This is a genomic window from Auraticoccus monumenti, assembly GCF_900101785.1.
Lineage (GTDB): Bacteria > Actinomycetota > Actinomycetes > Propionibacteriales > Propionibacteriaceae > Auraticoccus > Auraticoccus monumenti.
Map to the genome: position 1 here is coordinate 1,926,708 of NZ_LT629688.1, position 12,762 is coordinate 1,939,469.

The following is a 12,762-nucleotide window of genomic DNA, read 5'->3' on the forward strand; positions in this document are numbered from 1 at the left end:
GAGGAGGATCCCATGTCACCCGCAGCCTTCACCCGTCGTCAGGTGCTCGCAGGCGCCGGCAGCTCCGCCCTGCTGGTAGGCCTCGGCCTCACCGGCTGCGGCGGTGGCGGCAACGCCGAGCAGAACTCGGCCGCCGTCAACACCGCCGTGCAGCTCCCCACCTACACCCCCTACACCGGGCTGACCCCCGACCTTCCCGCCACCGAGCAGGGCGTCGACGCGGCCTTCCGCACCTTCCCGAGCGAGAACCCGAAGTCGGTCCCCGAGGCGCCGGGCTCGGGCGCGGTGGTCACCGCGCTGGCCAACATCTACTTCGCCGTGCCGCCGGGCCCCGACAGCAACCCCTACTGGAAGGGGCTGAACGAGCGGATGAACGCCGACCTGCAGCTGCAGATGGTCAGCGCCGCCGACTACCCCCAGAAGTTCGCCACCACCATCGCCGGCAACGACCTGCCCGACATGGTGCAGACCCCGAACGGCTCCCCGCCCCCGGTGCCGAACCTGCCGCAGCTGCTGGAGCGTCGCTTCACCGACCTCACCGAGTACCTGTCCGGGGACGCCATCAACGAGTACCCGAACCTGGCCAACATCCCGACCCGTTCCTGGCGCTCGGCCATCTACAACGGCGGCATCTACGGCGTGCCGATCGCCCGTGGCGCGATCGGCTCCTACCAGTTCATCCGCAAGGACCTCTTCGACGAGGTCGGGGCTCCGACCGAGCCCAAGAGCTACGAGGAGTTCCTCGAGGCCTGCAAGGCGCTGACCGACCCGGCCAAGCGCCGGTGGGCGCTCGGGATCAGCGGGCAGGTGCGCAACATCCTGGGACGGATGAACGCCGAGCCCAACGTCTGGCGCGAGGAGGGTGGCCAGTTCACCCACCGCTACGAGACCGAGGAGTACGCCCAGACGATCCGCGACTACAAGGAGCTGTGGGACGCCGGCGTCATCCACCCCGACGCCTTCAACCCGGCTAACCCCTTCAAGCAGCTGTTCAACGCCGGCACCATCGCCATCACCGACGACGGCTACCCGGGCTGGAACCAGTACATCCTGGACAACGCGTCCAACCCCGACTTCGAGCTGGCTCTGATGCCGAGCCACCTGCGCGACGGCGGCGGGCTCGCCCCGTGGACCTACGGCAGCGGCGTCTTCTCCATCACCCTGCTCACGCAGACCGAGGACCCGGAGCAGATCAAGGAGCGGCTGCGCATCCTCAACTACCTCGCTGCCCCGTTCGGTACCGAGGAGTACCTGTACCGCGTGTACGGCGAGGAGGGCGTGGACCACGAGAAGGACGGTGAGGGCAACCCGGTGCTGACCAAGACGGGCCAGACCAACACCGTGCTGCCGATCCGCTACCTGTCCGACAGCCCGTACACGATCTACCAGCCCGGACGCCCCGACGACGCGGACACCCAGCACGCCTACCAGTCGCTGGAGATCCCCACCGGTCAGGACAACCCGGCGGTCGGTCTGTACTCCGACACCGCGGCCAGCGAGAACGCCACCGCGGACAAGAAGCTCACCGACGCGGTCAACGAGATCGTCCAGGGGCGCCAGCCGATGGACTCGCTGACCGCCGTCATCGACACCTGGCGCAACGCCGTCGGCGACAAGATGCGCCAGGAGTACCAGGACCAGCTGCAGGGCGGCAGCGCGGCCCCGCGCTGACCGAGCACCACCACCCGCGGGTGCCCCTCACCGGGCACCCGCGGGCCCCCGAGGAGGACTGACGTGGCGACCGACGACGCACCGACCGGAGGTGGCCTCGCCGCGGCGGTGGCCGCCCTCCCGCGGGACAGCACCCGTTCCCCGCGGACGGGGTGGACCCGTCAGCACCACGAGCAGGTGGCCGACCGGTCGCTGCTGGCGCTGCGGCGCTGGGCCAGCCCGGGGCGGGGCCGGATCGACCTGCCGGGCCCGGCCTCGCGGGCCGGCCGGGCCAGTGACGGGCTGGAGGGCTTCGCCCGCTCCTTCATGGCGGCCGGCTTCCGCCTCGCCGGCTCGACGGCCGACCCCCACGACCACGCCGGCTTCTACGCCGCCGGTCTGGCGGCCGGCTCCGACCCCTCGGCCCCGGACCGCTGGCCCACGCTGACGGAGACCCCGCAGGCCCGGGTCGAGGCGGCGGCGGTGGCCATCGCGCTGCACGAGTCCCGGGCCCAGGTCTGGGACCACCTCGACCCCGGGGTGCAGGAGCGGGTGGTGGAGTGGCTGGCCGGCTCCCTCGGAGCCCGCTACGGGGACAGCAACTGGCGCTGGTTCCAGAACGTCACCCAGGCCTTCCTCCGCTCGGTCGGTGGTCCCTGGGACGCGGCTGAGGTCGAGGCGAACCTGGACTTCCTCGACGGCTGCTACCTGGGTGAGGGCTGGTACAGCGACGGCCGCCCGGACGGCCGCTCGGGCAACGTGGACTGGTACAACCCGTGGGTGATGCAGCTCTTCCCGCTGTGGTGGTGCCGCATCCTCGGTGCGGACGCGCCCGTGGACCGGCTGGAGGTCTACCGCCGCCGGATGGCGGACCTGCTGCCGGACCTGGTCGGGCTCTTCGGGGTCGACGGCGCCCCGCTCTTCCAGGGCCGCTCGCTGGTGTACCGCTTCGCCACCACCGGCGCGCTCTGGGCCGGTCCGGTCTTCGGGCTCGACGCCGTCGCCCCGGGCCGGGTGCGCGAGGTGGGGAGCGCGACCCTGCGCCACTTCGTCGAGCACGGCGCCTACGACGAGCACGACCTGCTCAGCCTCGGCTGGTTCGGGCGCCACGAGCCGATGCGCCAGCCCTACTCCGGACCGGGCTCGCCCTACTGGTCGAGCCTCGGGTTCGCCGGGCTGGTGCTGCCGGCCGAGCACCCGGTGTGGAGCGACCCCGAGCCCGACGGGGCCCCGGCCGAGGTGACGACACCGGTGTGGCCGGTGGGCTGGCTGGTGGGGCAGCACCGCGACGGCATCGTCCGGGTGGTCAACCACGGCGTGGACCACTCCGGCGCCGATCCCGGTCCCGAGGACCCGATGTACTGCCGGCTGGCCTACTCCACAGCCACCGGGCCGGTCCCCAGCAGCCCCCTGCCCGGGCTGGCTCCGGTCGACAACCTGGCCGCGCTGCGGGGCGGGCAGGGCCGCTGGTCGCAGCGACGTCCGCTCGAGCTGACCGGCGTCGACGGTCGGCAGGCCTCGAGCGAGCACCGTGTGGTCTACCTCGGCGCCGACGGCGAGCTCGAACCGGTCGGCGGGGGAGCCGTGCTGCAGACCTGGTCGGTCCTCCGTGGACCGGTCGAGGTGCGTCTGGTCCGGCTCCGCGCCGACGAGGGCCCGCTCGCCGAGCCGGCCGCCCTGGTGCTGTCGGGCTGGGCGACCCCGACCCGTGACGTCGTCCGGGCACCCGCGGTGAGCGCGGTCGTCCCGCTGATGGGCGGCCTGCGGACCGGGGAGTCGGTGCACGAGGAGGAGAACCCCTTCGGGTCCGCGCTCCGCGTGCCCTGGGCGGAGACCTCCGCACCGGTGCGGCCCGGCGACGTCCACGCCGTCGCGGTGGTGCTCGCCGAGGAGGAACCCGAGCTGCCCGAGCTGCTGCTGCAGGACGGGGTGGCCGAGGTGCGCTGGCCCGACGGCGAGCGCGACGTCGTCGACCTGACCTGACCCGACCCGAGCGCACCCTTTCCGCCGCGCCCGCGCGCCGGCCTCCGCCCCTTGCTCCGTGAACCAACCCCGCGCGGCCCGGCGCGGCCCGATGCCGCCCGGCCCGGCCCGATGCCGCCCGGCCCGGCCCGATGCCGCCCGGCCCGGCCCGGCGCGATCGCGTCCCCGTGCCGCGGCCCGGCGCGACGCGATCGCGTCCCCGCTCGCCTCCCACGTCGCCCCGTCTACGAGCACCTCGCCCCCTCTATAGGCGGGGCAAAGTCACCGTAGACGGGGCGAGGTGCGGGATGGTGCTGTCCGTCAGACGTAGCCCCGCCTACGGGTACGTAGGTGGGGCAATGTCGCCGTGGTGCGGGCGCGATGAGCTGGCGCAGCGGGCCGCTAACCACGTAGCCCCGCCTGCGGGCACGTCGCCCCTTCTATAGACGGGGCAGAGTCGCCGTAGGTGGGGCAATGTCGCCGTGGTGCGGCGCGAGGAGCTGGCACAGCGGCTACCCACCACGTAGCCCCGCCTGCGGGCACGTCGCCCCTTCTATAGACGGGGCGGAGTCGCCGTAGGTGGGGCAATGTCGCCGGGGTGCGGGCGCGATGAGCTGGCGCAGCGGGCCGCTAACCACGTAGCCCCGCCTACGGGTACCTCGCCCCTTCTATAGACGGGGCAGAGTCGCCGTAGGCGGGGCGAAGTCGCCGGGGTGTGGGCGCTATGAGCCGGAGGGAGGGCCCGGGGTGCGGTACGGACGGGCGGGTCAGCCGACGGGTGGGACCAGGACGGCGGGCTCGGGGCGGTGGACGCCCCGGGGGCGGTAGCCGAGGACGCCGGACAGGCCGACCAGGTCGGCCAGCAACCAGATCACTGCCGACCACATCTCGGTGCCCTGCAGCCCGGGCACGGTGGCGGGGAGCCCGCGGGTGCTGGGGTGCGGGGCCTGGAAGCCGAAGCCCTCGTGGTCGGTCCAGTGACCCAGCGCGTCGCCGAGCAGCCGGGTGGCGAGCGCGACCACCTCCTCGCGACGGTGCGTGGTCTGCTTCCCGGCCAGCCAGAGCGGGTGGGCGACGTCGAGGACGTTGCAGGCGTTCTGGCGCTCGGGGTCGAACCAGCGCGGGTCCGAGGCGTGGGCGAGGGTGGTGTCGACGACCCGGTCCGGGTGCGGCAGCGGGAGCCCGAACTGGGCGTACGTGCCGCGGGAGGCCCGGTAGAAGCCGTTCACCACCTGGAGCATGCCCTCGGTGCCGTCGGGGGAACCCCACATGCCGGTACGGCGATCCGCGCGCACGTGCATCCACCCCATCACCGTGGCCAGCTGGGTCTCCGCGCCCGGGACGCCGCGGGGGACGTCCCAGCGGAGCGCGGTGCCGACCGTGTCGATCCAGGCCCCGGAGCCCCAGACCCGGCCGTGCCAGGTCAGCTGCTCCAGCTTCTCCACCAGGTCGGTGCCGGACCTCCCGGTGAACGCGGTCACCGGGTGCGGGAAGCCGCTGCCCAGTACGTCCAGGGCGTAGCCGACGCAGAGCACGTGGTAGGCGGCGGTGCCGTCGTGCCAGTCCGGCGGGGTGGTGGACGGGCGTCCGGTCCCGTCGAGCTCGGCCACCAGACCGGTGCCGGCGTCCTGCCAGCCGGCGAGCCGCTCGCCCTGGACGTCGGCCGGGAGCTGGGAGGGCGCGGCAGCCAGGAAGAGGTCGGCGATCTCGATCGCGTCGCACTGGGCCCGCACGGAGGGGCGGGCGCCCGGGCGGTCGACGAACTGCCCGTCCGGCAGCGAGGGGTCCCAGCTCCGGTCGAGCACCTGCGGCACCTGCTCGCGGGCCCGCTCCACGAAGGCGGCCAGCCGCTCGGTCAGGTCGGACCCGGCGGCCGCGGCGGCGGGAGGACGTCCGGTGGCGGCACCGTCGGCCGGTGGCACCCGCCAGCGCAGCACCCTCGCGGGGTTGCCGCCGACGACCGCACCGGCGGGGACGTCCTTGGTGACCACCGCGCCGGCCGCGAGCATCGCCTTGTCCCCGACCGTCACCCCGTCCAGCACCACCACGTGGGACCCGATCCAGACGTCGTCGCCGATGGTGATGCCGCGGCTGGTGATGGGCTGGCGGAAGACCTCCAGGTCGGGGTCGGTCATGGTGTGGTTGAAGGCCAGCAGCGAGGTGTGGGCGCCGATCCGGACGCCGTCGCCGAGGGTGATCCGGCCGCGCACCACCGTGAAGGCGTTGATCGTGCAGTCCCGTCCGGCCCGCACCTCGTCGGTCAGGTAGGCGTGGGCGGCCACGTAGCTGCGGTCACCCAGCTCCAGCACCTGCGCCTGGACCGAGGCCTGCTCGCTGATGAACACGCGCTCGCCCAGCGACCAGCCCGGGTGGGTGGCCAGCACCTCGGCCTGCAGCTCCAGCTGGGCGCGACGGGCGTCCTCGTCGGCGTGGCGCCAGAACTCCCACGGGGAGTAGTCGAAGTGCTGCACGTCGAAGGCGTGCGTGCGTGGGACCTCCGGCTGCGGGCGGTCGGGGGTGGGGTCGGTGATCGTCTCGGTGACAGCCATGTCGGCGAGCACGTCCTCTCGGTGGCGGTGCTCCCATCCTCGCCGCGCGGCAAAGCGTCCGCAAGGGCTTGCGTTCCTTTGCCATCGCGGACCTGCGACGCCACCACTGGGCGGCCGGTCCGGCGCTCAGCCGCCGTCGGGTGCCAGCCAGGCGTGCACCAGGGGCACCACGCTGGCCCCCTCGCCGCTGGCCGCCGCCACCCGCTTCATCGACCCGGCGCGGACGTCGCCGGCGGCGAAGACCCCGGGGACGGTGGTGGCCAGGTTCTCCGGCGGCAGCCCGCCGACCCAGGCCTCGCGGGGGACGTCGCGCCCGGTCAGCACGAACCCGCGGGGGTCCTTGGCCACGGCCTCGGGCAGCCACTCGCAGTGCGGCTCGGCCCCCAGCAGCAGGAAGAGCCCACCCACCTCGCGCCGGGTCACCGCACCGGTGCTGCTGTCGTGGACGTCGATCCACTGCAGCCGGCTCTCGCCGCCGCCGTCGACCACCTGGGAGCAGGGCTGCACGTCGACCCGCGGGTTCCACTCGATCTCGTTGACCAGGTAGTCCGACATCGTCGAGCGCAGGTCCGGGCGACGCACCATGATCGTCACCGAGCGGGCGAAGCGGGCCAGGTGGATGGCGGCCTGGCCGGCGCTGTTGCCACCGCCCACCACCACGACGTCCTGGCCCTCGGTCTCGCGGGCGGCGGTCATGGCGCTGCCGTAGTGGACGCCGAGCCCTACCAGCCCCTCGATCGCGGGGACGCCGAGACGGCGGTAGCTCACGCCGGTGGAGACCACCACGGCCCTGGCCCGGAGCTCCCCGTCCTCGGTGCGGACGCGGTGCGGGCTGCGGCTGCCGTCGGGCTGGACCTCCCCGGGGACCAGCTCGGTGACCTCCCAGCCGGGGAGGAACCGGGTGCCGAACCGGATCGCCTGCTGCCGGGCGCGCTGGGCCAGCCGCATCCCGGAGACCCCGCGCGGGAAGCCGAGGTAGTTGCGGATCATCGAGCTGGTGCCGGCCTGCCCGCCGACCGCGTCGGACTCCAGCACCACGGTGCTGAGCCCCTCCGAGGCCCCGTACACCGCCGCGGCGAGCCCGGCCGGTCCGGCGCCGACGACGACCAGGTCGTGCACCTGCTCGGCGTCGAGCGTCTCCGCACGCCCGAAGGTGGCCGCGGCCACCTCGCGCACCGTGCGCGGGGCGTACACCCCCCGCTCGAAGGCGTCCACCAGCGGCAGCGTCGGCTCGCCGGTCCAGGCCGCCAGCACCTCGCGCCCGGTGGGGCTGTCGGGGTGGTGCACGCCGTGCGGCATGCCCATCCGGTCCAGGTGGTCCCGGATGCCGAGGGTGAGGGCGTCGGTGCCGTCGGAGACGATCCGCAGCGCCTCCACCACGTGCCCGCCGACGGTGGCGTTCCAGTCCGAGAGCAGCTCGCTGACCGCCTGGTGGAACTCCTCGTCGCGCAGCCCGCGGGGCATGAGCAGGTGGCCGTCGAACTTGCCCTTGGCCAGCCCGGCCCGCAGCGCCTCGGTGTCCTCGCGGAACCGCTCCCAGGGCATCACCACCAGCCGACGCGCGGTCGGCACCACCGTCCTGAGCAGGGAGAAGGCCACCAGCGCCGGGTCCGCGCCGACGTACTCGGTGGGGAGCTCCACCGTGCCGGGGGGCACCGCGTCGCGGAGGGAGGAGTCGAGCACGAACATGGCGATCCGCCCGCCCTCCGCGCTGACCGTCGAGGTCAGCGCCAGGGCCTCGTCGACCGACCGGGTCAGGTGCAGCTCGTAGTCACGCTGGTAGCGGCCGAACTCCTCCATCAGGGCGTCGCCGTGCGAGGGGGAGACCAGCAGCACCACCGGGTGCCGGGTCGCGGGTGAACCGCTCACCGGAGCCCCCCGAACCGGTCGGTGGCGCCGGTCAGCAGGACCTTCACCTGGTCACCGCGCGCGGCGGCCTCGAAGGCCTCGGCGGCCTCCTCCAGCGGGTAGCTGGCGGTGATCATCGACGCCGCGTCGGGGGTGCCGGCCTGCAGCATCGCCATCGACTCCGCGTAGTCCTCGGGCAGGTAGGTGGCCGAGCCCTGGATCCGCAGCTGGCGGTCCTGGACCAGGATCGCCGGGATCTGCAGCGGGCGGGCCGGCACCCCGACCAGCACCACGGTGCCGCCGCGCTGCACCATGTCGACGGCCTGGTCCATGGTGGCCTGGACGCCCACGCAGTCCAGCACCACGTCGGCGGTCTCGCCGAGCTCGGCGCGGACCCGCTCGGCGGCGTCGGGGAGGGTGCCGTCGACCACGGCGTCGGCGCCGGCGGCCAGCGCCCCGGCGCGCTTGGCCGCCAGCACGTCGGTCATCACCACCGCCCGGGCGCCACGGGCCCGCAGCACGGCGAGGACCAGCAGGCCGATGGTCCCGCAGCCGATCACCGCGACGGCCTTCCCCGCCACGTCGCCGGCCAGCCGGACCGCGTGCACCGGGGTGGCGAGCGGCTCGATCAGGGACGCCTGCTCCAGGTCCAGGTCGTCGGGGACGACGTGCAGGCGGTCACCACGGACGGTGAAGACGTCGGCCATCCCGCCCTCGCGGAACCCGCAGCCGAAGAACTCCAGGTTCTCGCAGAGGTTCGAGCGCCCGGTGCGGCACATCTTGCAGCCCCAGCAGGGCAGCGGCGGCTCCGCGGTCACCCGCTGGCCCACGGTCAGCCCGCTCACCGCGGCGCCGACCTCCTCCACCGTCCCGACCGCCTCGTGGCCGGGGTAGTAGGGGAGGTCGATCAGGGGGTGGGTCCCGTGGGCGCCGTGCACGTCGGAGCCGCACACCCCGGCGACCAGCAGCCGGACCAGAACCTCGTCCGGGCCCACCTCGGGCAGCGGCTCGGTGACCACCTCGACCCGTCCCGGACCGGTCACCTTCACACGCCGTCGAGTCGTCACGTCGAGGATCTTAGACACCCGTCACCCCCTCGTCGGTCCGTCCGCCGGCAGGACGCCGCCGCACCGGCCGGACCGGCTGGCCCGGCGCACCGCGTCCTGCCGGCGGCTCCGGTCACGGGGTCACGACCACCTGGGTCTCGCGGCGCTCGCCGTTGACCTCGACGGCCACCGTGGCGGTGCCGGCCCGCAGGGCGGTCAGCTCGCCGGTCGCCGGGTCCAGCCGCACCACGGCCTGCCGAGGCGCCCGACCGGCGCCGACGTGGACGCGTTCCCCGGACCAGTCCGCCGAGACCGGGTAGCCGACCGGGAAGGACCGGCTGCCCTGGGTGACGGTCGCCTCGACCTGCCCGCTGGCGCCGACGGCCAGCGTGGCGGGGGCGACCAGCGCGAGCTCGTCGACGTGGGCCCGCATCTCCACCCGGATCCAGTCCCGGTCGGCCTCGGGCTCCCAGCGGGAGTCCTCCGGGTCCTGGCTCAGGGCGTCGGGGTCGATGCCCACCAGCGACCAGCCGGAGAAGCCGCCGTCGGCGGGGTCGGTGGAGGGCGCCTTGCCCATGTTGCCGTTGACCACGTAGGGCACCCCGTCGACCGAGGCGGCGGAGAAGGAGCCGACGTGGGAGCCGATGGAGGCTGCGCCCTTGCCGGTGTCGGCCCGGAAGTCGGCCAGCAGGTCCTCGACCACCTGGGCCTCGTAGCGGTCGGTGAGCTGGCTGGCGGCCAGCGGGGACGGGTCGCGGGTGGGGTGGTGCCACAGGGTCACCACGCCGGTGACGTCGTCGTCGGTGCGGGCCTCGTCCAGGGCGCGGTCCAGGAGCTGCCACTGGTCGAACCCACCGCCGCTGAGCGTCCCGGTGGAGGAGTCCAGCAGCACGAAGCGGGTGCCCTCGTGCACGAAGGAGTGCTGGGCCGGCCCGAACTCGGCCTCGAAGGCGGCGATGTTCCCGGTGCCGTAGATCTCGTGGTTGCCGGGCACGTAGTACCAGGGCACCTTGCCCTCGAGCTCCTCGTCGATCACCTTCCGGGCCAGGGCCAGGTCGGCGGGGTAGCCGGTGTCGACGAAGTCGCCGTTGATCACCACGAAGTCGGGGTCGGCGGCCACGGCCTCCCGCAGGGTGCGGCGGGCAGCCGGGACCAGGCTCTGGTCGCCGGCGGTGAACTGGGCGTCGGAGACCACGGCGAAGCGGTAGGCCCGGCCGTCGGTGCCCAGGGTGCCGTCCTGCACCACGACGTCGTCGGTCACGCGCTCGGCCGGTGCCGGCTGCACCTGGGGCGCGACCGCCACCGACAGGTTGTCGATGGTGACCGAGGAGCGGTAGGAGCGGTCGGCCCCGGTCTCGATCGCGGTGAAGCGGGTGACCTGGATGGGGAAGGCCAGGGTCTGGGGGATGTCGACCTCGACCCGCTGCCAGCCGGCCTCGGTCAGGTAGGGCCCGTAGATGGCCTGGCTGCGGCCCTCGGCGTCGCGGATGGTGAAGGCGGTCCACTCGCCCTGCCCGGTCGCCAGGACGTCCGCGCCGACACGCAGCGGCTGGCCCTCGACCTGGAACGGGGTGGGGGCCGTCGCGTAGGCGGTGCGGGTGGCCGTGGACTGGGTGAAGTCGTAGTCGATGGTCAGCGCGCCGCTGCCGTCCTCCCCGGTGCCGGGGGACAGCGAGCCGCTGCCGCGGGCGGACCCGAAGGTCCAGCCGGCGGTCCCGGAGTCGAAGTCGGCGAGCACCCGCTCCTCGACGCCGACCGTGATGCCCATCGAGGCCGTCCGACCCTGCACGGTCGCGGTGACCACCACCGAGGCCGTGTCGGTCAGCGGGGTGATGGTCCAGCCGCCGGCGCCGTCGGGCTCGATCGACACCTGGCTGCGGTCGTGGTCCAGCCGGACGTCGGCGGGCTCGACCGGGGCCTCGAAGCCGCCACGGTCGGCGCCGACGATGCGGAAGGTGCCGGTCTGGGAGCGGTCGCTGAGGTTGACGGTGCTGACCGAGGGGCGGATGCGGTCCAGCGGCTCGAGCACCTGCAGCCCGACCTCGCCGGTGACGCGGCGGTCGCGGGCCTCGATGGTGACCGGGCCGCTGCGCTGGCCGCCGGTGACGGTGCCGTCGCGGTCGACCCGGGCGGTCAGCACGTCGGTGGAGCGCCAGCGCGGGTCGACCGGCGCTGGGGCCAGGGTCTCGTCGTGGCCGAGCCCGGCGAGCTGGCGGGTGAGACCGGGGAAGACCCGCAGCAGGGACTCGTCCTCCTCGTCGGCGGCCGGGACGACGCGGATGCCGTCCAGCCGGCCCGAGCCCTCGGCGGCGAGGAGCCCCAGCCCGTTGGGCACCGGGCGCAGCGTCCCGTCCGAGGGGGTGTTCTCCACGTCCAGGTCGTCCTCGCCCGTCTCGCGGGCCAGCATCGTGGAGGAGCCGCCGCCGTCGAGGTTGAGCGCCTCGTGGGCGCCGAGCTCGGTCATGAACCCGCCGAGCTCGGTGTAGGTCATGCCGCGGCTCTGGGCGACCCGGCCGTCGATGACCACGAAGAAGGCGGTGTCGCCGGCCTCGTCGAAGCCGACGGCGGTGCGCGGGTGGGCGGCGGGGTCGCCGTGCTGGACGACCTCGCCGTCGTCCACCAGCTGCACGTTCCCGCCCAGGGCCGTCTCCAGCTCGGCGCCGCTGAAGCGCAGCTCGTGGGTGACCGCGACCGCGTCGCCGACCTGCAGCCCGGTCAGCCGGTCCGCACCGGCGTCGCGGCCGACCAGCACCGTGGTGCCGGCCGGGACCTGGCCCTCGCCGGCGGCGTCGGCGACCGCGGTCACCACGCCGTCGACGAGGGTCACCTCGCGGACGCGCTGGGCCCCGGTGGTCATCCAGCCGCGGGTCTCCTCCCCCCACAGCTCGGTGAAGGCGCCGATCCCGTCGGCGGCCACGCGGTGCTGGTTGTAGCCGCCCAGCGGCACGGTGGTGCCGTCGGGCAGGGAGATGACGCCCTCGAGCAGGGACCGGGTGATGTGGCCCAGACCGCCCTCGTCGAAGCCGACGGTCAGGTCGTGCCCGGCGGTCGGGCCCTTGACCAGCCCCTCCTGCGACCGGGCCGCACCGAGCGGGGCGAAGGAGTTGTTGATGTCGAAGAAGTCGCCGTTGACCGCGGCGACCGCACCCCGCTCGCCCGCGGTGTCGGTGAGCGGGGCGGGGTCGGTGATCGAGCCGCCGTCGAGGTAGTCGGCCCGGACGCGGCCGTCGCCGAGCTCCACCTGCAGCACCTGGCCCCGGATGAAGCCCTGGCTGGCCACCCAGTCGAAGCTGGTGAGGTCGATCCCCGGGGCGACCGGACGGGTCTCGCGCTCGAGCAGGACGCGTCGGCCCTCGTCCTCCCCGATCGGGACGCCGGGATCGGCGACGTCGCTGCTGGCCGCGGCCGACCGGCCGGAGCGGGGGTCGGCCGGACCGCTGACCGGAGCCGAGCTGGTGCCGGGGTCGTCGGTGCGGGGGTCGGCGGCGGCGGGTACCGCCGGCAGGGTGAGGGCGAGCGCCAGCAGGGCCGCGGAGGCCGTGGACGCGCGCAGCAGGGTGCGGGGGGAGGTGTGGGGGGTCACCCGAGCATCCTCGCCCCGGACGGGGACGGCGACAACGGTCTGTCGGTGACGACCTGGGGAACGTCCGGTGCCGGCGTCCGGCCCCGGCGGGGTGCCGGGGCCTGCTTCACCGGGAGCTGAGGGG

The 12,762-nt window shown here is 74.4% G+C and carries 6 protein-coding genes; 2 read left to right on the forward strand and 4 right to left on the reverse strand.

The annotated features are described in order from the left end of the window. The first annotated feature begins 12 nt into the window (after positions 1-12). Positions 13-1,671, forward strand: a complete 1,659-nt coding sequence (locus BLT52_RS08925) for an extracellular solute-binding protein (RefSeq protein ID WP_090592523.1) — start codon at positions 13-15, stop codon at positions 1,669-1,671. A gap of 63 nt (positions 1,672-1,734) precedes the next feature. Further along, positions 1,735-3,633 carry a DUF2264 domain-containing protein gene (locus tag BLT52_RS08930; protein ID WP_090592525.1) on the forward strand — a complete coding sequence of 633 codons (1,899 nt, stop codon included), beginning with the start codon at positions 1,735-1,737 and terminating at the stop codon, positions 3,631-3,633. A gap of 746 nt (positions 3,634-4,379) precedes the next feature. Here the strand turns inward: BLT52_RS08930 and BLT52_RS08935 are convergent. From BLT52_RS08935 to BLT52_RS08950, 4 genes are all read right to left on the reverse strand, one after another. Then, positions 4,380-6,161 carry an acyltransferase gene (locus BLT52_RS08935; protein ID WP_090596522.1) on the reverse strand — a complete coding sequence of 594 codons (1,782 nt, stop codon included), beginning with the start codon at positions 6,159-6,161 and terminating at the stop codon, positions 4,380-4,382. Between the two features lie 126 nt (positions 6,162-6,287). Continuing rightward, positions 6,288-8,030 (reverse strand): NAD(P)/FAD-dependent oxidoreductase, encoded by a 1,743-nt coding sequence (locus BLT52_RS08940; protein ID WP_231946573.1) that lies wholly within the window; start codon positions 8,028-8,030, stop codon positions 6,288-6,290. After that, entirely contained in the window at positions 8,027-9,076 is a 1,050-nt protein-coding gene (locus tag BLT52_RS08945) for a zinc-dependent alcohol dehydrogenase (RefSeq protein WP_090592527.1), read from the reverse strand. The genes BLT52_RS08940 and BLT52_RS08945 overlap by 4 nt, the downstream gene beginning before the upstream one ends. Positions 9,077-9,188: 112 nt before the next feature. Next, positions 9,189-12,638 carry a phosphodiester glycosidase family protein gene (locus BLT52_RS08950; protein WP_197679261.1) on the reverse strand — a complete coding sequence of 1,150 codons (3,450 nt, stop codon included), beginning with the start codon at positions 12,636-12,638 and terminating at the stop codon, positions 9,189-9,191. Between the last annotated feature and the right edge of the window lie 124 nt (positions 12,639-12,762).

Excerpts from the sequence above, each read along its gene's own strand:
- BLT52_RS08935 (WP_090596522.1), bottom strand. The coding sequence starts at position 6,161 with ATGGCTGTCACCGAGACGATCACCGACCCCACCCCCGACCGCCCGCAG.
- BLT52_RS08925 (WP_090592523.1), top strand. The coding sequence starts at position 13 with ATGTCACCCGCAGCCTTCACCCGTCGTCAGGTGCTCGCAGGCGCCGGC.